The following is a 25529-nucleotide window of genomic DNA, read 5'->3' on the forward strand; positions in this document are numbered from 1 at the left end:
GCCAGTGACTTTCATTTGACGTCGGCGCGTCGCTCGAAGCGAAACTCGATTGCACCGGCTTCACACTGACCGCCGCGACGACGCCGCGCAAACGCCTGGTCTCGCGCCCGGCAACCGGTGGTGGCAGAAATGCCGGCGTACGCGTGAAATGTGATCGTTGCGCATACGCCTCACGCAACGCATTAAAAACAATGTCGGTGATGACTTCATTTTTGAAAAACGCCCACTACGGCTTGACGAATGAGAGCGTACAGCGCTTCAGGTTGTTACAAAAAATTCACGCAACGTCCTTTGCTACGATCTAAAGTGGATTGCATCCATCTCATAAATGATCGTCATCGCAAAGAGTCTGGGTCATTAAAAGAGTGGCGAAAATTCCGACGGGCACTACAGTAAAGAACTGGCTGGTAATCCGTAATGAAGTCGTGACCGACGCGCTGGCGGTGATCAGCGCTGGCGGTCTGTGGCAGTCAAAGCGGTAGTGAGTGTGGCGAGCGGATAATGGCGGAAAGAAGGCGCGCCGACGATGCCATCGTTGAGCCCTCGGGCGAGAAGGTGCAATGCCGCTCCTGTACTTTCGCAACTGCCAGCACGCTATTGTGGGCTGTTGCAGGCCGCAATGGAGAAGGAGCCTTCCATGCGTTGCAACAAGCCTCGCGCACTTTTGAGCGGCATTCCGCTCGCTGTTGTCCTCGCAACAAGCATTACAACCAGTCGGGCTGCGCCCGTCCTGGTCTCCGGTCCTAGTCTCTTTGCCGCTTGCACCATAGGCGGCCCCGGCACGAACTATGTGAATGCCGAGGTGGAACCTTGGGTCGCCGTGAACCCGAAAAATCCTTCGAACCTTATCGGCGTATGGCAGCAGGACCGATGGGACAACGGCGGCGCCCACGGCCTAGTTGGCGCCTCGTCGTTCGATGGCGGTTTAACGTGGACCACGCCAACGGCACTGCCTTTTAGTGCATGCGCAGGCGCGCTCGGCTACGAACGCGCCTCCGATCCGTGGGTGTCGATCGGCCCCGATGGCACGGCGTACGCTGTGTCTATCTCCTTCAATCAATCTAACAACAGCAATGCGGTGGCCGCTGCGGTTTCGAACGACGGCGGCCAGACGTGGGGGAAGCCGAGCATCGTCATCGCCAACAACGAACCGACGCTGCAATTCTTCAACGACAAGGAATCGGTGACGGCGAATCCTATCAAGGCAGGTGCCGCCTATGCCGTGTGGGACAGGCTGGAACTGCCGAACGGCAATCCGTACGCCAACAGGCATACGGCCGCATTCCGAGGGCCATCGATGTTCTCAAGGACCATCGACGGCGGCAAGACATGGAGTCCGCCATCCGTCATCGTGACGGTGCCTTCGCGGCAGCAGACGATCGGCAATCAGATCGTGGTCAACTCGCAGGACGGAACGCTCTATGACTTCTTCAACCTGATCACTCCGCCGTTCTCCAAAGCGGCCGGCAAGGTGGCGTTCATCAAATCGACCGATGACGGCGCAACGTGGACGGAGCCGAAAATCATCTCGGGTCTGCAGACTGTATCGGTCACGGATCCGAACACCGGCGAAGCGGTGCGTTCCGGAGACATCATTCCCGAGCCCGCGATCGATCCGGCGACCGGGCAGCTCTATGTCGTGTGGCAGGATTCGCGCTTCAACGGTGGGCACTACGATGAGATCGCGCTTTCCACTTCAAAAGACGGTGGCAAGACCTGGAGCGCACCGATCCGAGTCAATAAGCCCACGGGACGGCCGGCATTCAATCCGAGCATTAGCGTCAATTCGTCGAAGATCGTTGCAGTAACGTACTACGATTTCCGCAATCTAGCGGATGGTATCACCGCGACACTACCGACGGATATCTGGCAAACGACATCGACGGACACGGGAATGACGTTCGCCAATGAAGTACATCTGGCGGGGTCGTTCGACCTCAAGACCGCGCCGAAAGCCGAGGGTTTCTTCGTCGGGGACTATCAAGGGTTGGGCGCGATCGGCTCGACGTTCGTGCCGTTCTTCGTGCAAACGAACTCGGGAAATCTGATAAATCGCACGGACGTATTCGCTCAGCCGTAATTGGCATTCATTCAGTCGACGTTTGCCTCTTTCCAGAGGTTCTGGTGCAAATAGGGAAAGCGAGTCGGTCAACGTATTGGGGTTGACCGATTCGAGAACCCACTATGAGCTAGCGAGAGAACCTCGAGGGGCTTTGTCAGGTTAGCGCGACTGCGGCGCGCGTAAAATGAACTGATGAAGAAGACGAAGAAATCGCTCTTCTATGGGGTATTGAAAGTCAAGCCCTGTTGAATGGAAAAATTCTGTTATGTGAAAGAAATCTCCCAGGACTGCCGGTTGTCTACTGGCCGGCCTGCGGCGTCGCCTGCTACAACCAGACGTAGGCCGGCCAGTAGACAACCCGGAAAGCGCAGAGGCCGGGCTGATGGCATACACCCTTTTGCAAGTTAGCATGTCGATGTTATGTCATGTCATTCAGGTCAGAGTGTCTGGCGGACCCGGCCTGTGAGCTAAAGTCGAAAGTAATGGGATGGACGCCCCCACCCGAAGCGGCATCAATGTGCCAAAGTGGAAGTGTCGAAGCAACCACCTGACCGAGGGGAGCGTCCATCATGAAGATTACGACAGTTGGCATCGATCTGGCGAAGAACGTTTTTGCCGTTCATGGTGTAAATGAGCATGGCCGAACGGTGCTGAAGAAAGTGCTCAAGCGGAATCACGTTGCGGAGTTCTTCGCCAACCTCCCCGCTTGCGTGATCGGGATGGAAGCGTGCGCCAGCGCGCACTATTGGGCCCGCAAGCTGCAGGCCATGGGCCATACGGTCCGACTGATTGCACCGCAGTTTGTCAAACCGTACGTCAAGACGAACAAGAATGACGCGGCGGATGCCGAAGCAATCTGCGAGGCAGTCGCGCGCCCGAACATGCGCTTTGTGCCGGTCAAGAGCATCGAGCAGCAATCGGTGTTGTCGCTGCATCGCGTACGCGAGGGTTTTGTGCGGGCGCGAACCGCGCAGGCCAACCAGATTCGCGGACTGCTGGCCGAATTCGGGATCGTTATTCCCAAGGGAATTGGGCATCTCGAGCGCCAGGTACCCGAACTGATCGAAGATGCAGAGAACGAACTAACGTCAAGACACACCGCGCCGCGTCGCTCTATTGGGGCAGCCGCTGTCGTCAGTCATTCTGCCTGCACCCAGCAGCCATGAAAGCTCAATGGGAGCGTGTGCGTGAGCCACACCTTTGCAATGGGGCCGTCCTCGATGCGGTTTGCGTGAAACACTGCCAGGCAGTTCTGCTGAAGCCGGCTATCGAGAACCTCGACGAGCAGCCAGCCCTCATCCTGCAGCGAGTCGGCCTTGTCCGGCCCTGCGGCGAAAATGGGCTCCGCGCAGTACTGCCCCGGCTGGAACGTGAACTGTTGGCGCCTGCCACCCAGCATATCCATGCGGACGATTGCATTCCAGAAGCCGGTATCGTCGGTGCCCAAACCGAAATAGCCGTACCGGTTCTGTCGCAACGCGTGCGCGGGATTGATGGTGGGAAACTCGTGGCTCCCAGTGTCCAGCGTTTCCATACGCGCCCGCCGCTGGTCTGGCGCAATGACGAAGCGTCGTATGGCGCCCGGCGCGCCTACCACTCCCTGCTGGTCGTTCATGACCGCGCGCCAGCTCGCCTCCGGACCCACAAAAGTACTGGGATTGTCGTACGCGACGCAGTCTGCAACGATTTCGCCGCCCCGCTCGTAAGCGTTGACGCCATGCCACATCCATACCGCTTCGGTCTCGATTTGTATGGGGTTTTCGCTGCCGCCCCGGTGCACGACGAGCAGCAGGCCGCCTGCTTCGAGTCGCCACTGAATGCATCCCAATAGACTGGTTTGACCAGCCTGCCAGCTTGCCACGTCCATGAAAGCCGGATGCAGGTGCAGCACGATGTAGCGCTCAGTCACGAAGAAGTCATGCACGTACACGTAGCGCGGCGCTTGCAGTACCCGGTGCCAGTTCAGCTTGCCCTCCCGATCAAATTCCGTCAGGTGTATCTGCAGCGTCGGCCCGTACTGCGTACCGAAATGGATCCATGCACCACTCACAGGATCTTCCTTGGGATGTGCCGAATAAACAGTCAGTCCGCTCGGCAGCCCCAGCAGCGTTACGCCGCGCGTCAACAGCGATTGCGGCTCGAGTTGGTAGGGTTGAAATGACTCGTCGAACGCATAGAGCTGGTTGTTACGCCACCGTACCGATATGCCTGCCTGGCCGCCGTGAAAGTCGGGACGCGCGTTACGAGCCGGTCCGCCCGGAAGCTGGGAGGCCCACGTCGAGTAGAGGTATTGTCCGGCCTTCGATTCGTCGAGATATTTGGTGGTGCGGACAAAACGATTCTGAAACGTCACCCCGTCTGAAGCGATCCGGTAGCAGCGAATCATCCCGTCGCCGTCCAGGATGTGTTGCTTGCGCCAACCCGCTCGCTCGAACCGACCTGGTCCGTCGCGAAACAGCGTGCCTCGCAGGTTGTGTGGCATCTGCCCCTCGACTCGTGCGGCGTAGTTCAACTCCTGGTCCATCGAGTTCGCCAGTGCAAACCAGGGAAGCGGTGGCGCCGATGCAACGGTCTGAGCGAGGCCACGCGCGCCGGTGAAAGCGTCGAGCGTGCTTAAGACGCCCAGCTTGAGCAGGTCCCTTCTTTGCATGTCGTTCCTCCGGTGAGTGATGGCCGCGCGATGCGAGACCTTCTGGAGACACCGTAGGAGCTCAGCGGCGCAGATCCCAGACTGACCGGCGCGAACGCGGGAATTGGCGTGCGAACGGTGCAATTGCGGCGGCGAACGCGCAGCGCAAAACGGCCGCGTGCGAAACAGCCGGCCGCTTCGTTCGCAACCCACGTTTACGCGTTCGACGCCAAAATCCGGCGCTCAGCCCGACGAGCATGCAAACCGTAACGGTTTGGCGCAAACTTGAGCGGCAGCACGCGAGGCAGCCTCGAATCTGGACACTCATGGACGCACAGCTCAATCCGGCGACGCTATTGGGACAGCTCATCGGCTACGGACTCAGCTTGATGCTGGCGGTTTTGCTGGCAGCGCTCGCGTGGCGGTCTCCTGGCGAAGGCCGTCATGCACGTGCGCTCAACGCCGCGTGCGGAGCCGTATGGAGCATGGGCGGGCTGACTCGATTCAGCCTGCTCGCTGCAGGTGTTCCTTCGCAGTCGACGGCCGTACTGTGGGTCAACAGCCTGTCTTTCTGTGCCCCTGCCGCGTGGCCGATCTGCCTGTTGCTGTTCTGGAACACCAGCCCCGCGACCACGTCGCGCAGGAAAGCAGGAGACTGGCTCGTACGCTGCACACTCGCCCTGGCCGTACTCCAGATGATCGGTCTCGCAGTTGCGCCACGCGCGTTTCCCCAATGGCTCGATGCACTGCACTGGATGACCGGATATAGCGCGCTGGCTGTCCTGTTCTGCGCACTCGTCCTGCTTCGTCCGCACATTTCGTCGGCTGCAGAGCGGGTCGGGCTCGCGCTGATCCTGTTGGGTCCGTCGCTGAGCATGGCCGCGCACTGGATGCGAATGTTGAGCGTCTTGTCCACGCGTTGGGATCCGCCGCTCGATATATTGGCGAAGCAGAGCATCGTCCTGACCATGCTCGGTGGGCTGCTCTATCTCGGCCAATTCCGGGCTGCCGACTGTTTCGCCAAACTTGGCTTGCGCGTCGTACTCGCGTGCACGCTGGGCGTGTCGCTCGCATGGATCGCCATGTGGTCGTCGGGCGGAGGCTTCGCGCTGCGCACTGCGTCCGACGCGGCGGGCGCCGCCCTCTTCTGCGCGGCGGCGACCGCTGCGCTGCTGCTAACAGGCTGGATCGCAAGCGCAGGTGACCGCCTTGTCGACCAGCGCGTCTTCGGTCGTGACGATCCGCAGGCGGCACTCGCCGAATTGCGCGAGCGCCTCGCCCAGCAGGAGACACAAGCGGCCGTTTTTCACTGCGCCGAGCACTTTCTGCACGACATGCTGAACATCGAAGTGCGCGTGTCGCGACGCACGGCAGAAGCGGTCCCATCAAATGATCTTGTCGCGGTCCCCGTGGGCGATGTCGAGCTCTTCGAGCTATCGGCGCGCCATGACATGCGCCGCCGAGCACTGCTGAGCGGGGAACTGGACATTCTTCGGCAGGCGGGATATGTGGTCGGGCGACGGCTCGAAGCGCTCGAACGCGAACGAGAGCGCATCGAGACAGCGCAGCGCGAGGCGAGTCTGTTGCACCAGGTGGTCGAGGCTGAACTACGGACGCTGCGCGCACAGATCAATCCGCATTTCCTGTTCAATTCGCTCAATACCATCGCCGCCATGGTGCATCAGGCGCCCGAGATCGCTGAAACGATGACGCTGCGTCTGGCCGGTATTTTTCGTCACGTTCTGCACCAAAGCGCGCAATCATTCGTCCCGCTGCACGAGGAGACTGCGTTCCTGAAGGCCTATCTGGAGATCGAGCAAATCCGCTTCGGACAGCGCCTGCGAGTGGACTTCCGCATCGCCGACCAGACAGCCGACTGTCCGATTCCTTCGCTCATCCTGCAGCCGCTTGTGGAGAATGCGATCAAGCACGGCTTTGCACCGAAGCTCGGCGAGTGCCAACTGGTGGTCAGCGCGGAACGGGTAGGAGCCGAGCTCATACTGAGCGTCGCGGACAACGGAGGCGGAACACGTATTGCCAGTGCGAACGACGCGTCGAACGAAGGGGTCGGGATGCGCAACGTGCGTGATCGGCTGAAAGCAGCCTATGGTAGCCACGCACGTTTTACGTTCAATAGCGAACCACGGCGAGGCAGCCGTGCGACAGTGACAATCCCGCTGCAGGCGGAGCAGGTATGAGCGTCGAGTTGCGCACACTGCTGATCGACGACGAGCAGGCCTCGCGGCTGCGTTTGCGCAGGCTGCTGGAGAGCCGGCCGGAAGTCGACATCATCGGCGAGGCGCGCGACGGGCTTGAAGCGACAGAACTCATCGAGCGCTTGCGGCCCGACCTAACTTTCCTCGACGTGCAGATGCCCGGGCTCGACGGATTCGAAGTGCTGCGCGCCATTGAGCCGACTACGCCTCTTCCGTTGGTGATCTTCGTCACCGGCTATGATGAACATGCGCTGCGCGCTTTCCAGGCCCAGGCGCTGGCCTATCTGCTCAAGCCGGTAGAAGCGGAGGTTCTCGATGCGATGGTCGAGCGTGCGTATGGAATTCAAAGCTATCGCGAGCGGCGCGCCGAGCATGACGACAAGGTGCGCGGCGCGTTGAACCAGATGCCGCGTGCGGCCCGGCACATCGTTGCCCGCAAGGCCGGGCACCTGCTGTTGCTGGAACCGTCGGATATCTGCTACTTCTGGATGGATGCGGGCATTCTGCGCGTTCAGACGGAAGCCGGGCACTACTGGGTCAACTATGCGATTGGAGAACTGGAAGCGACACTATCCGAGAGCGGTTTCTTTCGCGCCCATCGCGGCGTGCTGGTGAATCTGCACAAGGTTCTGGAGATTCGCCCGACCGCCCGCAGTTCGTTCCAGTTCGTCATGAACGACCGTAATCGGACAGTGATCGATGTCAGCGAGCGCCAGGGGCGGGCCCTGAGGTCCCGCATTCCCGGTCTTTGACAGCCTGTTGAGCCGACTGAAAAATTGCGGTTCTGTCGCGATAACGATTACAGCTTGAACAAAGCGTGATATCAGTAGGACTACTTACGCAGCCAACGAATTGAATTGCTCGGCTGCAGTTTTGATGCCGCGCTCGTCCTGCATCTGCCCTTTGCGAATCATGTGCATCAACTCGATGCAGGACAAAATAATGCGCGCGCACCGGAAACTCTTGAAACCCATCATCGGCTTGACAATGCGTTTGACGGCACCCCTGGCGAACGCAGCCACGGTAGACTCCCAGTCACTGACATTCCCTTCGGAAGCGGCAAAGGAAAAGCCAAGCGCCTCCTGCTCCTTCAGCCATCTTTCCCGCCGGGGAGAGTTGGGTCCACAACCGGCGACGACCGTGAATCCGTCCTTGAACAACCGCTGAGAAATTTCTGTACCAATTCCACCCATGCCGCCGGTGACATAAGCGATTCGCTTTGACATGTTCTTCCCTCGGTGTTATTGCGGTTAAGGATTGGAAACTTGTGGTTCGCCTGCAGGTATGCGGCTCACGCTGCTTGACGCGCGTTGGCCGCCAGTAAGGCCGTACCTTTCAGCTTCCGGGCGGCAGGTTTGCGAGCAGACACAGGTACTGGCGGCGCGCTGGGTACCTCCTCTGGCAAACGGCCGCGCTCAATAAAGTGCTGGAGCACCTTGCCCGCCAGCGGCCTCCCGCGCTGCTCCAGTCTTCTGAGAAGGGCGTGCGCAAATGCCTTCAGGTCGTCGCGTCCGTGCGAGGCCTCGAACTCCAGAATGGTTTCCGAGACCGCAGCGAGCATGCTTTCCTCGTACAGCGTGCTCGCGATATGCGAGGCGCCTCGCGACAACTCCATCTCGTACTGATTGAGGCGCGGTGCCTGGCCGAACGCCGCATCTTGTTTAACTGCCTTCACATCGATTCCCTCCGGATTTGCGGAAGAGACGCCTGCTGTGCCGCATCCGAAATGCGTACAACTGCATCATTGCGAGTGCGATGCCGACGGGGCTGCGAACTTCAGAACGTACGGGAATCCACGGAGGACAAACGCCCCTGGCCCGCGATTCCCGCGAACTGCGAATCAGGTGACCGGAGGCTGCCCCGTGCAAAGCCAGTGAACATCGAGATGGAGGGCGGCGGCGAGGCGCGTACAAGCGTTCAGCGGCGGCACGGTGATTCCGCGTCGCCAATATTGCACGTCATATTCGCTCACACCCAGCCACTTCGCTGCGCGTGCCGAACTGATGCCGGCGCGTGTCAATGCCCTGTCGAGGCGTGCGGCCAAGGCGCGCGTCAGGCGGTCATTGCCGACACTGCGCTCGAGATGACCGATACTATGTCGATTCATTTGTCTAACTTCTCTCAGATTATATTTTTTGCAATTCAACACCGGTTATTTCGGTGCCGGCCGAATCTACGTACTTGTCATGACGGCCTCATGACGCCATGTTGCCTTTTCGACGGCACGCCGGATGCCACTGTGGTTGGCGTTGTAGTTGCGAGTACAACTATTCCTTCGCGTGTGCAGTGGCGCCAACCAATAAGTAAATGTTCACGTTTGCCGTTGCACACGTACGACAAAAATGTCGTCCAGACCATCCGGACGAGCACAACCCTGGCTTGCGTTAAGCTCGGGTATTGGGGTGAGCGCATCTGACAGCAAAGCGATGCCTAGGCGGCCAGGAGAGCGCTCACGTCACCATTGCTTTGAGCATCCTCAATCACTTGCAAAAGTGCCTCGAGGGAGAATGGCTTCTGCAGACAGACATCGAAAAGCCGCGTGAATTCGGTGTCCTCACTGTCTCCAGTCATGGAGACAATGAAGGGCCGGTCAGCGAAAGTATTGACAATCGACAGTGCGACCGCACTTCCTTTAATTCCGGGCAGGTTCTCGTCAAGCAGGACAAGTTCGAAAGCGCGGCAGCACAGCAGCGAGAGCGCGCTTTCTCCGTCTTCCACCACGGTGGCGCGGTGACCGTAGCAGTCAAGCAGGAAAGCCAGACTGTCCGCGACTACCTCATTATCTTCGACGACCAGCACGTCCATTCAATGTCTCCTTAAATTCCAAAACCTCGGGTTAACATTGGTTCGTATTATTATATTATCCTAATTGATTTGGATGGCTTACGTATGTTAAATGGTTAAGCCCAACTGCACTAGGTGTTTAGTTTAAAAATAGCAGCACGAACGTCCGTGAGTTTGACGACTGCCCTGCCCGAATTATTATGTATGCGTCGTTGACGCGCGTCTGTAACCAGCACTATTTAGGCGCGCGCACTGATGACACGCCTTTCACATGATGGAAACTTCATTCGACGAACCGTCTCTTTCTGCTGAACAACCGCTATCATTCAGGTTTCCTCGCCCCGGCGGACGGTGGAACGCGTACGCGCGGTGCGAAGGTGTAGCCATCGTAACGACGGAGCAATGCGATGGAGAACACCAGTGCTCAGCGCGACAAAGGACGCGGCGAGTGCCCGCACGCATGCGCACCCGGCGCGGTGGCCGCTTCATCTTCCGGCTCCGCGGACAGATCCCGCTTGAAAGTCTCGGCGAGGAAAAACGCGCACACCAGGCTCAGCAACCCCGTCGCCGCGATATAGATCGAAATGGGCAGCGTCTGGCCATATGTGGCGAACAGATAAGTGGCGATCAATGGCGTCGGCCCTGACGTGATGATGCCGGCGATCTGATAGGGCAGCGACGCACCCGTATAGCGCACCCGCGTACCGAACAGCTCCGCAAACCACGTCGATTGCACGCCGTACACGGACGCCTGGCTTAACGCGATACCGCAGACGTACGCCACGAGAATCAAGGTCGGATTGCGTGTCTCGAGCAACGGAAAGAACGCGAATCCGTAGATCGCCACGAACACCGCCCCGAACATGAAGACGGTCCGGCGACCGATCAGATCCGACAGTTTGCCGAACAATGGCAGCGTGATCAGCGCGAGGGCGCAGCCGAGAATGATGGCGTTCAGCAGGAGTCCGCGCGGCAGGCCGAGCCGCGTCGTGCCATAGACCAGCACAAACACATTGATCACGTTGAAGGTGATGTCGACCGCGAAGCGCGTGCCGATCGTCAGCACGAGGTCTTTCGGATGCCGGCGCAGCAATTCGATCAGCGGCGCCTTGACGACCCGCTTGCTCGCCTTGATCTGTTCGAATACCGGCGATTCCATGACGCGCAGCCGGATAAACAGGCCGATCGCGATCAGCGCGACGCTCAGCAGGAACGGCAGGCGCCATCCCCAGGAATAGAACGCGTCCGACGGCAGACTCGACACGGCTTTGAACACCGCGGTCGAGAGCATCAGCCCGAGCGGCACGCCCAATTGCGGGAACGCGCCGAAGAAGCCACGCTTGCTGGCCGGCGCCGTTTCGACCACCATCAGCACCGCGCCACCCCATTCACCGCCGACGCCGAGCCCTTGCAGGAAGCGCATCGCCACCAGCAGGATCGGCGCCCAGACGCCGATCGAAGCGTAAGTCGGCAGCAAACCGATCACGAAGGTGCCGACGCCCATGATTGTCAGCGTCGCGACGAGCGTCGCCTTACGTCCGATGCGGTCGCCAAAGTGCCCGAAAAACACCGCGCCGAAAGGCCGTGCGAGATAGCCGACCGCAAAACTCCCGAACGCCGCGATGGTGCCGACCACCGGATCGAACGAGGGGAAGAACAGTTTTGCGAAGACCAGCGCCGAAGCGGTGGCATAGAGAAAAAAGTCGTACCACTCGATGGCGGTCCCGACCACCGAAGCGACCAGCACACGGTTGACGGCCGAGCGGCTGATAACCGGCGAGTTGCCGGCTGAAACGGGCGATGTATTCATGTCTCCTCCCTTCTCTGGGAATCCATGTTTTGAACTGCTGCGTGTCAGCGGCGCGGGTGCGCCGGCACGTTACGATAAATTCACTGTGCTCACCAGTGCAGTTCCATCGGGAACTGGTCGAGCGTTTCGACGCCGCCCGAGGTCAACCGCACGATACGTTCCGTGCGCAAGCCACCGACGTTCGGTACCGTGATGGTCGCCTTCAGGGTAAAGACCATGTTTTCCTGCAGCACGGTCCTGTTGCCCGGCCCGATCCATGGCGCTTCTTCTTCCGGGTCCATGCCGGTGCCGTGACCGGTGCCATGGCCGCGCGCTTCGCTCGAGTATTGCTCGTAGTTCGATTTCACCAGCGCCTGCTGGATCACCGCGTTCAGTTCCATGGCGGCCATGCCGAGACGCGCGGCGGCAAGCCCCGCTTCGACCGCGCGCGCCGCCGCCGCGACGATCGCCATCTTCTCGGGATTCGCCGGACCGTAGGTAAAACCGCGTCCGCCATCGGCCACGTACCCACGATAACGCGCGCCGATGTCGGTCATGATCAGGTCGCCCGGTTGCAGGATGCGGTCGGTGGGGCGCGCCAGGTTATACGCCGAGCGCGGACCGGATTGCACCATCGAATCAAACGCGGTCCGGTCCGCTCCTCCTGCGAGCATCGCGCGGTCAGCGATTAGAGCGAGTTCACGCTCGGTGTAGGGACGGCGGTCGGCGAGCGCGTCGCGAATCGCTGCCATCGCCGAATCGGTCAAGGCGGCGGCTTTGCGCATCAGCGCCACTTCGGCGTCGCTCTTGATCGCCTTGATTTCGGCCAGCACCATCGTCGGTTCAAGTTTCAGTTCGCCGAGACCGGCGTTCAGGCGCTGCAACAGGTCCGCGGGGATATAGGCGGCGCCGGCGAGGCCCACCGTGCCGCTGCGATGCCGCGCCGAAAATGCCTGCACCTGCTGCGTGACTTCACGTAGGCTGCGCACTTCGAAGGCGGTCACGCTCGTCGCGTAGTCGAAGCATTGATCCGACACGAACAGCACGGGGTCGCCGTCCACGGGCAGCAGCAGGATCGCGTTGGCGATGTCCGATACGCCGTCGAGCGGACGGAATTCGGTAAAGTAGCCGATGTTCGCGCCACGCCAGCAATCGCCGAAGGCAAGCAGGCCGACCAGTTCCGCCTTGTCGAGTGCGCTGCGGACCTTGGCGACGCGGCCGAGGAACTCGTCGGTGGTGATGCCTTCCGGCGGGATGTCTGTGGTACGAGTGTTCATTACTTCTTCGTCTCCTGTGTGGCTGCAGAATGCAGCGCGCCTCGATGCCCATGAAGGGAATTCGCCCCGCCTTGGAATGCAGGCCGTCCTCTGCATAGTAGAATCGATCGATATGCTTTTATAATGAAAAATAACGCAAAACCTATATCGATACGGAATACATGGAGGCAACATCGTGACCTCGGCAATTCATCCGGACAACGGCGCGGCGGCCATCGCGACGGGCCGCTTCGACCCCACGCGCCTGAAGACGCGCCAATTGGCCCTGATCGTTCAGCTCGACACCCATCGCTCGGTATTGCGCGCGGCGGACGCCGCGCACATGACCCAACCCGGGGCGACCAAGTTGCTGCGGGAACTGGAAGAGACGATGGGTGTGCCATTGTTCGAACGGCATCCGCGCGGTGTCGAGCCCACCTGGTACGGCGAGGTGCTGGTCCGCCATGCGCGCAGCGTGCTGGAGGAGTTGCGGCACGCGTACGACGAAGTGTCCGCGCTCAAAGCCGGCCTGACCGGGCAGGCGATGATCGGCACCGAGGTCACGGCGGCCACCAACCTCGTGCCGCAAGCCGTGGCGCTACTCAAGAAGCGCTTTCCGCAGATTCGCGTCAGCATCGAGATGGAGTTCAGCGAGGTGCTCGTGCAGCGTCTGCAGGAAGGCAAGCTGGATATGATCGTCGCGCGAATCCGCAATCCGGACGATCTGGCGGAACTGCACTACGCCCCGCTCGCAGAAGCACAGCACGCGCTGTTCGCACGCGTTGGCCATCCGCTCGTCAAGTGCAAGACTCTGAGCTGGAACGAACTGGCGCCGCAAACGTGGATCTTGCCGCCGAAAGGCAACGTGATGCGCAATCAGTTCACGCAACTTTTTCTCGAACGGCAGCTCGCGTTGCCGACGGATGTGGTCGAGAGCTCATCGCTGCCTGTCATCACGAGTCTGCTGCAAATGAGCGATATGATCGCGCCGCTTGCGCGCGAGCCGGTGCGGCCGTATTGCATTGCCGGCGCGCTCGAACCGCTACCGTTCGAACTCGATCTGAAGCTCGGACCGGCGGGCATCGTCACACGGCGCGGCGACAGGCTCTCGCCGGGCGCGCGGGCGATGCTGCAAGCGCTGCGCGAGGCCGCCGGATTCGACACCCAAGGCCCCGACGCCGACAGCGATTGACTTACCGCAACGGGACTCAGCGCGCGCCGTCCACCGCGACCCTTGCGCCGGGTTGTAGTAGCCATTCATGAGCCGGCTCGTTATGCACGTGCCAGGCGCGGCGCGGACCGGCCATCACATTCAGGTAGTAGAGGTCATAGCCGTGCGCGGCGGCAACCGGGTGATAGCCGCGCGGCACCAGCACGACATGCTTGTCGTACGCCGCGAGCGTTTCGTCGAGACTGCGGTCGTCGGTATAGACGCGCTGAATCGCGAAGCCCTGCGGCGGCGAGACGCGGTGGTAATAGGTTTCCTCGAGATAGGTCTGCTGCTCGCCATTGTCGGTATCGTGCCGATGCGGCGGGTAGCTCGACCAGTTGCCTGCGGGCGTCACCGATTCCACCACCAGCAAGCTCTCCGCCGGCTCGGTTTCCGGAAGGATGTGGCGCACGTGACGCAGATTGGCGCCAGCGCCACGGGTTTCCTGCCTGACCTCGTCAGGTGCAATGAAGCGCGGCGGCAGGCCGACCTTCGCGGGCGCGGAGCAGATGCCGAGTTCGACGTCGTCCGTGGCCACGATCGTGTAGCGCGTATGCGGCGGCACATACATGGACCACGGCGCGCCATCGAACGGCGACATCCGTGCACCGATCGCGCGGCTCGCGAGCCCTTCGCAACCGGCTGTTGCGTGCCCCTTGACAAGCACGACCACGACTTCGCGATCGCCCGTCTCCCGAGTGACCGTGGCGCCGACCCTCAGGTCGAAAACATCGAAGCCGACGTATTTCCAGCCGGCGCTCGCCGGCGTGATATGGATGATCTGGCCGTCTTCGGCATGCTTTGACGGTCTGACGAGCAGGTCGCTCATGTCTTCCTCCAGTTATTCAGGGCTGCTCTCTGCAGAACGTGGCGATCGCTGCGGCTAGGTGCATGGCCGTGAAGCGGTACAAGCGTCCATGGCTTTGACGACGCCTTGTGCGCGAATCGCCTCCAGATGGCGTGCGACCTGCGCGACGAAGCGCGGCTGTGCGCGCAGATCGCATCCGAAAATCGACTCGATTTTGAACAGTGTTTGTACCGCATCAACGGCATCCGCGTGCAAGGTCGAGCGAACCGCCTCGGCCAGTGTGTCGGCGAGCGGATCCGCGATGGCGTAGGTGCGGCCTGTCTCGTCCTGACCGCTGAGGTACGCGATCCAGCCGGCCAGCGCAAACGCGAGACGTTCGGTCGGCGCGCCGCTTTTCAGGTTGGCGCGCACGCTTTCCAGCCAGCGCTGCGGCAGTTTCTGCGAGCCGTCGGTCGCGATCTGTTGCAAGCGGTGATCGAGCGCAGTGTTGCGAAAACGCGTGAACAGTTCAGCGCGATAGCTGGCCAAAGCGGGGCGCGACAGCGTCGGCTCCACCTCGTCGCGCAACATGCTTTCGACAAAGTTCAGCACGGCCGGCGCGCCGATCGCCTGATCAACGGTGTCATAGCCGATCAGCGACCCGAGGTATGCGAGCGCCGAATGCGCGCCGTTCAACATCCGCAATTTGGCCTGCTCATAGGGACGCGCGTCATCCACGAGCGTCGCGCCTGCGCGCTCCCACGCCGGCCGTGGTCCCGCGAAGCAGTCCTCGATTACCCATTGCGAGAACGGCTCGGTCATCACCGGCCAGGCATCGTCGGCACCGAGTTGCTTCGCTACGCGCATGCGATCGGCGTCGGTGGTGAGCGGCACGATCCGATCTACCATCGTGTTGGGAAACGCGCCCTCTCGCTCGATCCAGTCGGCCAGCGCAGGATCCGCTTCGCGCGCGAACGCCAGCGTCAACGCGCGCATCGTGTCGCCGTTGCACGGCAGGTTGTCGCACGACAGCACGGTAAACGGGCGCAAACCGGCCGCGCGGCGCAGCGCCAGCGCGCGCAGGACGAAGCCGATCGCACTACGCGGCGCGGCGGCGTCGTGCAGATCATGGGCAATCTCGGGATGATCGAACTGCAATGCGCCGCTGGCCGGATTGCGGCAATAGCCTTTCTCGGTGATCGTCAGGCTGACGATATGGCAGCGCGGATCGGTCATTGCATCGAGCACGGCGGCGGGCGACTGCGGCGCGACCAGCGAAGTGATCAGCGCACCGACCACCTGGAACGAATCCGCGGTGCCGTCGCGCACATCTACGGCATACAGATGGTCCTGCGCAGTGAGTGCCTCCGACGTGTCCGCACGCCGCAACGAAACGCCGACGATGCCCCAGCGGTGATCGCCAGCGCGCAATGTGTGCTCGGTGTACACGGCCTGGTGCGCGCGATGAAACGCCCCGAGGCCCAGATGGACGATGCCTGGTGCAAGGCTCGCGCGATCGTAGGCGGGAACGACGACTTCGCCAGCGGCGCGCGCCGCGAGCGAAGCCAGGGCGGCATTACTCAGCCGCATGATAGGCCGGATGTTTGGCGAGGCCTTCCCAGATGCCGTTCAGATAGACCGCACCCAGCGCGCGGTCGAACAGCCCATAGCCGGCGCGGCCCGTTTCGCCCCAGATCATTCGCCCATGGTCCGGCCTTGCATAGCCTTCAAAGCCGGTTTCGAAATAGGCTTTGACGATTTCCGCCATGTCGAGCGAGCCGTCGGCCGAACGATGCGAGGTCTCATGAAAGTCGCCCGCCGCATTGGTTTGCACGTTACGCAGGTGTGCAAAATGAATCCGGCCACGCGCGCCGAACTCGCGCACCAGTGCCGGAATATCGTTCTGCAGGTCCGCGCCCAGGGACCCGGAACACAGCGTCAGGCCGTTGGCGGGATCGTCGACGATCGCCAGCACGCGCTGCAGGTCCGCGCGATTCTTCACGATGCGCGGCAGGCCGAAAATCGGCCGCGGCGGATCGTCGGGGTGGATCGCCATCTTGAGGCCGGCTTCTTTGGCGACCGGAATGATCGCGCGCAGGAAGTAGTCGAGATGGGCCCAGAGACCGGCCTCGTCAAGCGCTTCGTAGTCGCGCAGCAGGGCTCTCAACTGCTCGGGCCGATAGCTCGCGTCCCAGCCGGGCAGTTGGATACCCTGGCTGACGTCGAGCTCGCGGATCGCTCGCGTGTCGAACGCGAGCGTCGTCGATCCATCGGGCAGGTGCATTTCCAGCGAGGTGCGGGTCCAGTCGAAAACCGGCATGAAGTTGTAGCAGACCACCTTTACGCCGCAGGCGCCGAGGTTACGCAGTGTCTGGCCGTAGCTGGCGATGAGCCTGTCGCGCGTCGGCTTGCCGAGCTTGATGTCCTCGTGCACCGGCACGCTTTCGATCACTTCCAGCGTCAGCCCGTGAGCCTCTATCTTCTCCTTCAGCGACAGGATCCTGTCGATCGGCCACACCTCGCCCACAGGCACGTCATAGATCGCCGAGACGATCCCGACCATGCCGGGGATCTGGCGGATATAAGCGAGCGGCACGGGGTCTGCGTCGCCATACCAGCGGAAGGTCATTTTCACGATCGAGTCTCCTCCTCGTACGCTCGCCTCGCCTTCAACGCAGGCGGCGCATCAATGAATGGTCGGTTCGGCCCTTCCGTATTGGCCCAGGGCGGCGAGGCGGCGTCTGGACGCCTTGCGCCTGTCGGGTTCACGCGTCGGGGCGCAGCCAGGAGTCTGCATACTAGCGGCGATCGACATGCCTTTATAATGAAAAATAACGCTTGATCTATACCATTGTGGAATACATTCGGCTGCGCGGGGTTGCTGGCTCTCTGATCGAACGGCGCAAGGTGATTAGCTCGCTACCGACTCACGACGACAGATCCGCCAGCCGCCCTAACCACAGACCTTCAGGCACGTTCCGCTCGAGGAATATGTTGCAGGCGAACTCCGCGCTGCGCTCGGGAAAGTCTTCGCGGTAGTGACCGCCGCGACTCTCACGCCTGGCCAGCGATGCCGAAGCCATCAATTCACCAACCCGGATCAGGTTCGCCAATTCGATGCCCCGCATGAGTTCAGCCGGTGTGCCGATCACCGTGTCCTGAAACAACTGGTCTCGCGTCTCCCTGCAGACCCGCCTGAAAGTCTGAAGTCCGGCTTCCTCGCGCACGATCAGCAAATACCGGTTTGCACACTGCTGAATCCGTGCTTTCAGTTCGTCCAGCGTGTGCCTGCCCTTTCGGCGGAATTGCGTGGCGACCGTGCAGTGGTCGTCCACGGCCCCGGTAGTCGCGCGGTGCGTCATCTTTTTCGCGCGTTCGGCCGCGCCGAGGCCCGCCCGGCGGCCGAAGACCTGGCACGTCAAAGCCATATTGCCGCCGAGACGGTCGGCGCCATGTGGACCCGCTGCCACCTCACCCGCAGCGAACAGACCCTTCAGATTGGACTCAGCGTTTTCGTCGATATATAAACCGCCGTTGATCGCATGCGCGGAACAGGTGATCTGCACTCGGTCCCGATAAAGGTCGACGCCGTGCTCCTTATACCATTGGCAGGTTAGCGGCCACATCCTTGCGATGCTTCGGCTCTTGTCGGCCAGTATCGATTCGAGATCGCACCCGGCGAAGTCGAGAAATACGCCTCCTTCAGCCGTGCCGCGGCCATCGTTGAGTGCCTTCTGAATCGAAATTTCGACGTAGCGTGAGATGTCGCTCGAGCTGAACGGAAAGTGCCGCTCTTTTTGCCTAATGACATCAGCCTGAGCGAGCCCCGCCGGCAGATAGTCAGGGACGAACGCCCTGCCATCGCGGTCGGTAAGATTCGGGTGCGCGTCCCACAGGTAGTTGCCGAACAGGTTGACGAAAGGCGTCAGCACGCTCACCCCGGCCTGCATGAACTCCATGTTGACCAGTCGCGCGCCCGCGCGATAAGCCATTGCATAGCCGTCGCCGGTAATGTCCGATGGATACAGGTTTTGGGCGAACAGCTGACTTGCACCGCCGGTGGTAAGAATAGTCGACTTGGCACGGATCAGCACCGGGTTTCCATCCGAATCGATCGCGTATGCGCCCAGACATTCGCCGTCCTGCGATAGCAGGTCGACGAGCATCAACCGGTCCATGACCTTGATGCCTCGCCGGGACGCTTCGGTCCCCAGCGATTTCACGATTGGTTTGAAGTGCTCGTGAATCACATGCGAGCGCGCCCTGGAAGAAAAGCATGCGCGAAAAACCAGGTAATGGTCGTCCTCGCGCTCAAACTTTACGCCGTACTGTTCGAGGTACCGCAGGGAGTCCTGCGCTTCGTTCGCGAGAATCGCGCTCAAGCGCGGGTCGCCCACGCCTTGAGCGGCATGCAGGATATCGGCGAGAAAAACATCAGGATTATCGCTGGGATCCCCTGCTCCGTCCGGCACATTGAAGGCGCCTACTTCAGCTACGCTATGAAACGTCGCGCCGCTTTTGCGAAATTGGCCTTTGATCACGATCAGCACGTCAGCGCCGCTGGAATCTGCCTCGAGCGCAGCCCGCAGCGCAGCGCCGCCGCTGCCAACGACCAGCACATCCGTAATGACTTCCCTGTATCTGTCACTCATGCCTGCTTCTCCTGTTTCCATCGACACGTGCGGCACGCTCGCCGCATGGACGGCTTCACCCTCGCCTCACGCAACTCCGCCTTTTGCCTCGTCCTCGGCAACAGCCGCGGCGTCCTCGGCAACGCCGATTACGCCGTCCGCCAGCAGCGAGTCGATCATCGGTCGGTTCATTCCCAACCCTGACATGATCTCGATCGTGTGCGCGCCCAATCGTGGCGGCGGCGTGCGGATAGCCGGCGCGCTGCCGTTATAGCGCACCGGGTGATTGACGAGCGTCACGGGGCTGCCGGTTGCACCTTCGACTGTCTCGAAGCTCTTCAAGTGGCGCACCTGCGGATCGGCGACCACCTGCGCATAATCGTTGACGCGCGTGTGCCAGACATGATGCCGTTCGAATAGTGGCAACCAGTGCGCCGTCGTGTCCTGCGCAAGCCGGTCGGAGATTTCCTGCTGCTCGTCGAATGCGCGCTTCGCGGGAATCCGTTCCTTTTCCGGGATCTCGAGGATCTGATAGATGACGTCGAGAGGACTCAGCGACAATGCGATGAAACCGTCCGCAGTTGCGTATATGCCGTACGGTGCGGGGAAGTACCAACCTGATACACGCCCTGCCTGTCGCACGTCGTCATGGCCGTCGCCGTTCAGGAAGCACGTGAGAGACTCCTGTTGCAGATCGAGCGCAGCCGCCAGCAAGCTAACGTCGACCCGGCAACCCTCGCCCGTACGCTCACGGTTGAGCAGTGCTGTCAGGATGCCGTTCGCATAGAGCGCAGCGCCGTGATGATCGACGACGGACACGCCCACCGCGCGCGGACCGTCCTGCCGGGTTCCGGTGATTGTCGCGATACCCGACATGGCCTGAATGATCAGGTCCTGCCCTGGCCGGCTGGCATAGGGGCCGTCCGGACCGAATCCCGAGCCCGACGCATAGATGATGTCCGGCTTGACTGTCCTGAGTGCCTCATAACCCAATCCCAGCTGTTCCATCACACCGGGACGGTAGTTTTCGGCGACGACGTCGACTTGTGGCAGCAATCTCATGACGATATCGATCGCCCGCGCGTCCTTGAGATTGAGCGCCAGACTGCGTTTATTGCGATTACCCATCAGAAGCAGCATCGTCTGTCCATCGATGGCGCGGTTCGCGCCGCCCCATTTGCGCTGAAATGCGCCGTCGACAGGTTCGACCGATATGACTTCGGCCCCGCAATCGGCGAGGTGCTGCACGCCCAAAGGCCCCATCAGAAAATGATTGAAGCTGAGAATGCGGATACCGTTCAGCCCGTTCATGCAATCTCCGTTACGTGGTGAGTCCGGCTATCTGGCGAGGTGGACCAAGGCCCTGCTGAACTCCGCGTTCACCCTGAACGTTCGAGCGACCGCGGCGTGGATACCTGGGTCGACGCCCGTCAAAACTAGAGGTAAGCGTTGCTCATCGCCGTCGAAAGGCGCATGTGCGACGCACCAGTGATCAGCGACCCTTGAAGTGCGGCGGCCGCTTCTCGACGAATGCGCGGTGGCCTTCGGCGCGATCCTCGGTCTTGAACACGTCGAGATTCGCCTGATGCTCCCGCTCCAGGCCTCGTTGAAGGTCGGTCTCGAATGAATCGAGCACCGCGCGCTTGGCCAGTCGGACCGCAAGCGGCGCGCGGGCGGCGATCAGCGACGCGATCTCGATAGCGCGCGCGATGCTGCGTGCCGGTACGACGACCTCGGTCACCAGTCCGTGGCGCTCGGCCTCGGCTGCCGTCAGCGGTTCGCCGGTAAGCACGAGTTTCATCGCCAGTGTCTTGCCGAGCACCCGCGGCAGGCGCTGGGTGGCGCCATCGCCCGGTAGCGCGCCGATGATGATCTCTCGCTGCGAGAAGGTCGCGTCGTCCGCCGCGACGACGATATCGGCCAGCATCACCAGCTCGTGGCCACCCCCGATGGCGAAGCCGTTGACCGCCGCGATCAGCGGCTTCGGAAACGTTTCAATCGCCTTCCAGCTCGCGAGGCGCACCGGGTCCGCGTACGCTGCGACCCCGCGTGCCGCCATGTCGGCAATATCCGCCCCCGCGCTGAAGAAACGTTCGCCGCCGGTGAGCACGACAGCCCTGACGTCGTCGCTGACTTCGGCTGCCGCGAGGACGCGTGCCAGTTCCGCCAGCAGCGGCACGCACAGCGCATTGCGCTTATCGTGATGATTCAACGTGATCGCCCAGACGAACTCAAGTGGTTGTTCCAGCTTCAGGTACTGCAGGTCCTCCCATGCGGCTAGCGGGATCGGCGCCGCGCCGCTTCGGTCGATGTGAGCCGTGTTCATGATGAGCCTCTCGGTAATTCGATCGCCTTGCGCGTGCGAACGATCGACGCATACGGGATCGTGGAGATTGGGCTAATGGCGTGCAGCCGGCGGCCCATCGTCCTCGTGTTATTTGATTGCCAGCAGGTTCGGCAGGAAGCGTGGGATATGCGGGAAGACAATGATCAACAGCAGGTCGACCGCCAGCGCGAAGATGAACGGCAGGATCGCCCGAGTCGCTTTTTCGACGGACACACCGCCGATCGACGCAGCCGTAAAAAGGCAAAAACCGATCGGTGGCAGGTTGATGCCGATGGCCGAGTTGACCAGCACGATGACGCCGAACACCACCGGGTCGATATGCATCTGCACGACGAGCGGCAGGAACACAGGGATCACCACCGCGATACTCGAGATCGTTTCCAGTACCGTATGGGCTACGAGAAGGAAGAGATTGATCAGGATCAGCAACACGAACACGCTGGTCGTCACGGCCAGGAAGCTGTTGGCGACGTGCAACGGGATCTGCGCCTCAATCAGATAGCGGCCGAGCACGAACGCGAGCCCGAGAAGAAACGATACCCGCGTGGTATTGATGGCCGTGCGCGTGAGTATTTCCCTGAATTGCGACAGCTTGAGCGACTTGAAGATGAAGACGCTCACCAGCGTCACGTAGAGCGCCGCGACGACGCCTGCTTCAACCGGCGTGAAGACGCCGCCGAGGATGCCGCCCAGAATGATCACGGGAGTCAGCAATGCCCAGATCGCCTGTCTGAACGTGGTCCACAGCCGCCTGGCGGAGAACGCTTCGACCGCCGTATAGTTCTGGCGCACGGCAGTCACATAGTTCACGAGCATGAAGGAAACGACCACCAGCAGCATCGGCACGATCCCCGCGACGAACATCGTTCCGACCGAAACGTTGGCGGTGTAGGCGTACACCAGCATGCTCATCGACACGGGCGAAAGCAGTCCGAGTGAGCCCGCTGCCGACTGCAGCGCCACTGCGAACGCGCGTGAATATCCCTGCTTGACCATCCCGGGAATCATGACCGAGCCGATCGCTGCGGTGTCAGCAGTCGCCGAGCCGGAGAGGTCGGCGAAGAACATGCTTGCGACGATCGTCACCTGCCCGATGCCGCCGCGCATAAAGCCGACAAGCGCCTGCGAAAAGTCGATGATGCGGCGCGAGACGCCGCCCGCATCCATGATGGCGCCTGTCAACATGAAGAACGGGATAGCCAGCAGGCTGACGTTATTCAGGTTCGAAAACAGCTGCTGCGGAATCACCAGCAGCGGGGTTCCATTCAGCGTCAATGCAATCGTCGCCGCAATGCCGATGCAAATGGCCACCGGTACACCCAAGCCGAGAAACCCGGCCCCTAGAGCGAGTGCCCACATGTTGATTCACCTCAGATATGTTCGGAGACGCCCTGCAACAGAGAGGGCCTCGTTTGCGCGCCGGGCGCGAGATGGGAAACCGCGATTCGCACCGCGGAATGAAAGACCAGCAACGCGCCGCCGACGGGAATCGAGAGGTACGGGTACACCATCGAGATCGGCAGAGAGGTCGCGGTTTCGGTGCCCATCAGTTCCAGCATGTCGCCACCGTACATAACGAACACCACGCCGAGCGCGAGGACTACGCAGTCGGTAAGGTCCGCCAGTGTCTGCGCGAAGGGGGGCGGACAACGGTCGGCCAGTACCCGCACCTCCGGATGCACCCGCAGCTTGGCTCCTGCCGCCGCACCGAGGCACGTGAGCCACACGAACAGATAAGCCGCGAGCTCGTCGGACCACGACAGCGAGTTGTGCAGGATGAAGCGAAAGACCACCCCGAGGCCAGCGACGAGCACCATCATGAGAAGCAGTCCACCGCAGAGGAACAGCGTGGTCTTCAGGACCAGGTCGTCGATAAACAGGAGATTACGGGCAAGCTTTTCCATCGCACTCTCCCTTCATTTCGAAGCGACAGCGGACTTGTCGGCCGCCTTGATTTCCTGGTAAAGCGCCTGGCCATCGGGAATGTCGCTGAGCAGGCCCTGGCGCGCCCTTTCGGTCGCGGCCGCCCACGGCGCCGTGTTTATCTCGGTCACCTGGGTGCCATTCTTCTTCATCGTTGCGAGCGCGTCGTCGTACTCGTGCTTGTATTCCTTCATGTCGTAATCCGCGGCGACGGCGGCGGCGGCCTGAAACGCCTTCTGTTCGTCAGGCGAAAGACGCGTCCAGGCGCTTTTGCTCATTGCCAGCACCACGGGCAAGTAGTTCACGTGGGTCAGGTAGTAATGCTTGGCGACATCGGAAAATTTGTCCTGGATGAACTGCTCCGGTGAGGTATCGCCGCCGTCGACCAGGCCTTGCGAAAGCGCCAGAAATAACTGGTTATAAGGCAGCGGCGTCGGGTTTGCGCCCAGTGCCTTATATCCCGCGATATAGCCGCTGCTCTGCATCACTCGCACTTTCATATCCTTCATGTCACCGAGCGAAGCAACGGGCTTTTTAGCCGTGAACAAATTGCGTTCGCCCACCGACAGCCACGTCAGGCCGATCATATTGACCGCCGGCATCATGTCGAGGAACTTGCGGCCGACCGGTCCTTGCAGAACCCGGTTGGCGTCGTCGATGCTGTTAAAGAGATAAGGCGTATCGAAGATCTGCCACTGCTTGATCGTGTTTCCAATCGGCGCCTGTGCGGAAATCATGAGCTCCTGCGTGCCGGTGCGCAGCGCTTGCGCCATCTGCACTTCGCCGCCGAGCTGTGACTGCGGGAAGATCTCGATCTTGACCTTGCCGTGGGTTCGCTGCGCGACCTCCTTCGCGAACACCTGGGCAGTCAGCTGATAGTGGTTGTCGGGAGCGAGGGTATGCCCCAGCTTCATGACGATCGGGTCGTCGGCACGGGCAACGCTGGCGACAACGACGCCTGCTGCGAGCAGCGTACCTACCATCATGGCGCGTCCTGCGCGGCGCGCGTTAAAGAATGATTTCATTTCGTCTCCTTCCGTACTGGAATGTAATTTTCGCGCCGCGTCAGGTCGATCCGTCTGCAGGCGCTTCAAGTATTCGTGAGTGCACGCAACGGGCGTTAGGACCGGTCGCCCGATTTCTTGTACTTTTTTACGGCGTCCTCGATAGCAAGCGCCTCACAAACTGTGTGGCGACTTATCCAGCGCACACGAGGAAAACCCTTGGCGATATTGACTAATGACTGACCGGAGTCAATTCGCAGGCCGCTTGCGGATCGGCCGAAGACTGCAATCACTGCGTGCGTGCAGTCAAAAAAGTCCAAGCATTCGCCCAAACCGTCCTAACGGTCAGCAACCCGCACTCATTAAATTTGAGTCACGCCCGCCGGCCCCAATCAACAAGGAACAGGCCGGCTCCACAACCGACACTCACCTTCAGAACCACCATGGCCAAACGCCCGCACATGGATTGTTACGCGGTCGGCGACACCGCCGATTTCGCCAAGACCGTAACTGAATTCGATATTTACGGCTTCGCCGGGATCGTCGGCGATTTCTATGCCGTGCATTTGAACGAGGAATTCGCCAAAACCACGCGCTTCGAGAAGCGCATCGCGCAAGGATGTCTGTCGGTCGGCTTCTTATCGACTGTGATGGGCTATATGGCGCAAAAGGCGCCGAGCCCCGGTGCGGTTTCTTACCGCTACGACATCACGTTCAACGCGCCGGTATTTATCGGCGACACGGTCACTGCCCGGCTCACGCTGCGCGAGAAGGACGACGATCGCAACATATGCGTGTTCGGAGCAGAGGTCACGCGCCAGGACGGCACGGTGGTCGCATCTGGCGATACCTATCTGAAGGTGCTGTAACACAGCGCCCCGCCTTCAACCC

General features: G+C 61.1%; 20 protein-coding genes and 3 pseudogenes. 7 read left to right on the forward strand and 16 right to left on the reverse strand.

Features of this window, described 5'->3' with window-relative positions; genetic code table 11:
- Window positions 1-17: 17 nt before the first annotated feature.
- From OKW29_RS01745 to OKW29_RS01755, 3 genes and pseudogenes are all read left to right on the forward strand, one after another.
- Window positions 18-147, forward strand: a pseudogene (locus OKW29_RS01745) (polyamine ABC transporter ATP-binding protein); the annotation flags it as partial.
- Between the two features lie 490 nt (window positions 148-637).
- A complete protein-coding gene (locus OKW29_RS01750) occupies window positions 638-2080 on the forward strand; it encodes an exo-alpha-sialidase (protein ID WP_429289741.1) in 1443 nt (480 codons plus the stop codon).
- 551 nt (window positions 2081-2631) lie between these two features.
- Window positions 2632-3150, forward strand: a pseudogene (locus tag OKW29_RS01755) (IS110 family transposase); the annotation flags it as partial.
- 50 nt (window positions 3151-3200) lie between these two features.
- On the opposite strand, the gene OKW29_RS01760 reads toward OKW29_RS01755, so the two are convergent.
- Window positions 3201-4586 carry a carotenoid oxygenase family protein gene (locus tag OKW29_RS01760; protein WP_429289742.1) on the reverse strand — a complete coding sequence of 462 codons (1386 nt, stop codon included), beginning with the start codon at window positions 4584-4586 and terminating at the stop codon, window positions 3201-3203.
- 431 nt (window positions 4587-5017) lie between these two features.
- On the opposite strand from OKW29_RS01760, the gene OKW29_RS01765 reads away from it, so the two are divergent.
- Together OKW29_RS01765 and OKW29_RS01770 are read left to right on the forward strand one after the other, a co-directional pair.
- A complete protein-coding gene (locus tag OKW29_RS01765) occupies window positions 5018-6889 on the forward strand; it encodes a sensor histidine kinase (RefSeq protein ID WP_429289743.1) in 1872 nt (623 codons plus the stop codon).
- The gene (locus OKW29_RS01770) at window positions 6886-7659 is read left to right on the forward strand and encodes a LytR/AlgR family response regulator transcription factor (protein ID WP_429289744.1); all 774 of its coding nucleotides are present in this window, start codon (window positions 6886-6888) and stop codon (window positions 7657-7659) included. Before OKW29_RS01765 ends, OKW29_RS01770 begins: the two co-directional genes overlap by 4 nt.
- Window positions 7660-7917: 258 nt before the next feature.
- Here OKW29_RS01770 and OKW29_RS01775 read toward each other — a convergent pair.
- From OKW29_RS01775 to OKW29_RS01800, 6 genes and pseudogenes are all read right to left on the reverse strand, one after another.
- Window positions 7918-8133, reverse strand: a pseudogene (locus OKW29_RS01775) (SDR family NAD(P)-dependent oxidoreductase); the annotation flags it as partial.
- A gap of 65 nt (window positions 8134-8198) precedes the next feature.
- Entirely contained in the window at window positions 8199-8582 is a 384-nt protein-coding gene (locus tag OKW29_RS01780) for a hypothetical protein (RefSeq protein ID WP_429289745.1), read from the reverse strand.
- Window positions 8583-8747: 165 nt separating this feature from the next.
- The gene (locus tag OKW29_RS01785; protein ID WP_429289746.1) at window positions 8748-9014 is read right to left on the reverse strand and encodes a helix-turn-helix domain-containing protein; all 267 of its coding nucleotides are present in this window, start codon (window positions 9012-9014) and stop codon (window positions 8748-8750) included.
- A gap of 323 nt (window positions 9015-9337) precedes the next feature.
- A complete protein-coding gene (locus OKW29_RS01790) occupies window positions 9338-9712 on the reverse strand; it encodes a response regulator (RefSeq protein ID WP_429289747.1) in 375 nt (124 codons plus the stop codon).
- Window positions 9713-10115: 403 nt separating this feature from the next.
- Complete coding sequence (locus OKW29_RS01795) at window positions 10116-11501, reverse strand: MFS transporter (RefSeq protein WP_429289748.1); 1386 nt, start codon at window positions 11499-11501, stop codon at window positions 10116-10118.
- An 89-nt stretch (window positions 11502-11590) separates the two neighbouring features.
- Window positions 11591-12757 carry a M24 family metallopeptidase gene (locus tag OKW29_RS01800; protein WP_429289749.1) on the reverse strand — a complete coding sequence of 389 codons (1167 nt, stop codon included), beginning with the start codon at window positions 12755-12757 and terminating at the stop codon, window positions 11591-11593.
- Between the two features lie 175 nt (window positions 12758-12932).
- Between OKW29_RS01800 and OKW29_RS01805 the strand changes: the two genes are divergently transcribed.
- Window positions 12933-13928: a LysR substrate-binding domain-containing protein gene (locus OKW29_RS01805; protein ID WP_429289750.1), complete on the forward strand. Its 996-nt coding sequence runs from the start codon at window positions 12933-12935 to the stop codon at window positions 13926-13928.
- A 16-nt stretch (window positions 13929-13944) separates the two neighbouring features.
- Here OKW29_RS01805 and iolB read toward each other — a convergent pair whose 3' ends face one another.
- The 9 genes from iolB to OKW29_RS01850 form a co-directional block, all read right to left on the reverse strand.
- Entirely contained in the window at window positions 13945-14775 is an 831-nt protein-coding gene (iolB, locus tag OKW29_RS01810; protein WP_429289751.1) for a 5-deoxy-glucuronate isomerase, read from the reverse strand.
- Between the two features lie 54 nt (window positions 14776-14829).
- Window positions 14830-16323: a mannitol dehydrogenase family protein gene (locus OKW29_RS01815; protein WP_429289752.1), complete on the reverse strand. Its 1494-nt coding sequence runs from the start codon at window positions 16321-16323 to the stop codon at window positions 14830-14832.
- Entirely contained in the window at window positions 16310-17368 is a 1059-nt protein-coding gene (gene uxuA, locus OKW29_RS01820) for a mannonate dehydratase (protein WP_429289753.1), read from the reverse strand. The genes OKW29_RS01815 and uxuA overlap by 14 nt, the downstream gene beginning before the upstream one ends.
- A gap of 292 nt (window positions 17369-17660) precedes the next feature.
- Window positions 17661-19406: an FAD-binding protein gene (locus OKW29_RS01825; RefSeq protein ID WP_429289754.1), complete on the reverse strand. Its 1746-nt coding sequence runs from the start codon at window positions 19404-19406 to the stop codon at window positions 17661-17663.
- A gap of 45 nt (window positions 19407-19451) precedes the next feature.
- Window positions 19452-20675, reverse strand: a complete 1224-nt coding sequence (locus OKW29_RS01830; RefSeq protein ID WP_429289755.1) for a CaiB/BaiF CoA transferase family protein — start codon at window positions 20673-20675, stop codon at window positions 19452-19454.
- 181 nt (window positions 20676-20856) lie between these two features.
- Complete coding sequence (locus tag OKW29_RS01835; RefSeq protein ID WP_429289756.1) at window positions 20857-21690, reverse strand: enoyl-CoA hydratase-related protein; 834 nt, start codon at window positions 21688-21690, stop codon at window positions 20857-20859.
- A 108-nt stretch (window positions 21691-21798) separates the two neighbouring features.
- Window positions 21799-23070 carry a TRAP transporter large permease gene (locus tag OKW29_RS01840; protein ID WP_429289757.1) on the reverse strand — a complete coding sequence of 424 codons (1272 nt, stop codon included), beginning with the start codon at window positions 23068-23070 and terminating at the stop codon, window positions 21799-21801.
- A gap of 11 nt (window positions 23071-23081) precedes the next feature.
- On the reverse strand, window positions 23082-23615 hold the full coding sequence (locus tag OKW29_RS01845; protein WP_429289758.1) for a TRAP transporter small permease: 534 nt from the start codon (window positions 23613-23615) through the stop codon (window positions 23082-23084).
- 12 nt (window positions 23616-23627) lie between these two features.
- Window positions 23628-24728, reverse strand: coding sequence for a TRAP transporter substrate-binding protein (locus OKW29_RS01850; RefSeq protein WP_262421703.1), 1101 nt, complete (start codon window positions 24726-24728; stop codon window positions 23628-23630).
- Between the two features lie 206 nt (window positions 24729-24934).
- Between OKW29_RS01850 and OKW29_RS01855 the strand changes: the two genes are divergently transcribed.
- Window positions 24935-25507 carry a MaoC family dehydratase gene (locus tag OKW29_RS01855; protein ID WP_429289759.1) on the forward strand — a complete coding sequence of 191 codons (573 nt, stop codon included), beginning with the start codon at window positions 24935-24937 and terminating at the stop codon, window positions 25505-25507.
- Window positions 25508-25529: the final 22 nt, after the last annotated feature.

This window comes from Paraburkholderia sp. CI3 (assembly GCF_050436505.1).
In the GTDB taxonomy this organism is placed as follows: Bacteria; Pseudomonadota; Gammaproteobacteria; order Burkholderiales; family Burkholderiaceae; genus Paraburkholderia; species Paraburkholderia tuberum.

Coding starts and splice junctions, on each gene's coding strand:
- OKW29_RS01815 (WP_429289752.1), bottom strand. CDS start 16,323: ATGCGGCTGAGTAATGCCGCCCTGGCTTCGCTCGCGGCGCGCGCCGCT.
- OKW29_RS01795 (WP_429289748.1), bottom strand. CDS start 11,501: ATGAATACATCGCCCGTTTCAGCCGGCAACTCGCCGGTTATCAGCCGC.
- OKW29_RS01830 (WP_429289755.1), bottom strand. CDS start 20,675: ATGAACGGGCTGAACGGTATCCGCATTCTCAGCTTCAATCATTTTCTG.
- OKW29_RS01785 (WP_429289746.1), bottom strand. CDS start 9,014: ATGAATCGACATAGTATCGGTCATCTCGAGCGCAGTGTCGGCAATGAC.
- OKW29_RS01800 (WP_429289749.1), bottom strand. CDS start 12,757: ATGAACACTCGTACCACAGACATCCCGCCGGAAGGCATCACCACCGAC.
- OKW29_RS01825 (WP_429289754.1), bottom strand. CDS start 19,406: ATGGAAACAGGAGAAGCAGGCATGAGTGACAGATACAGGGAAGTCATT.
- iolB (WP_429289751.1), bottom strand. CDS start 14,775: ATGAGCGACCTGCTCGTCAGACCGTCAAAGCATGCCGAAGACGGCCAG.
- OKW29_RS01845 (WP_429289758.1), bottom strand. CDS start 23,615: ATGGAAAAGCTTGCCCGTAATCTCCTGTTTATCGACGACCTGGTCCTG.
- OKW29_RS01760 (WP_429289742.1), bottom strand. CDS start 4,586: ATGGACCAGGAGTTGAACTACGCCGCACGAGTCGAGGGGCAGATGCCA.
- OKW29_RS01790 (WP_429289747.1), bottom strand. CDS start 9,712: ATGGACGTGCTGGTCGTCGAAGATAATGAGGTAGTCGCGGACAGTCTG.
- OKW29_RS01770 (WP_429289744.1), top strand. CDS start 6,886: ATGAGCGTCGAGTTGCGCACACTGCTGATCGACGACGAGCAGGCCTCG.
- OKW29_RS01835 (WP_429289756.1), bottom strand. CDS start 21,690: ATGAACACGGCTCACATCGACCGAAGCGGCGCGGCGCCGATCCCGCTA.
- OKW29_RS01750 (WP_429289741.1), top strand. CDS start 638: ATGCGTTGCAACAAGCCTCGCGCACTTTTGAGCGGCATTCCGCTCGCT.
- OKW29_RS01840 (WP_429289757.1), bottom strand. CDS start 23,070: ATGTGGGCACTCGCTCTAGGGGCCGGGTTTCTCGGCTTGGGTGTACCG.
- OKW29_RS01765 (WP_429289743.1), top strand. CDS start 5,018: ATGGACGCACAGCTCAATCCGGCGACGCTATTGGGACAGCTCATCGGC.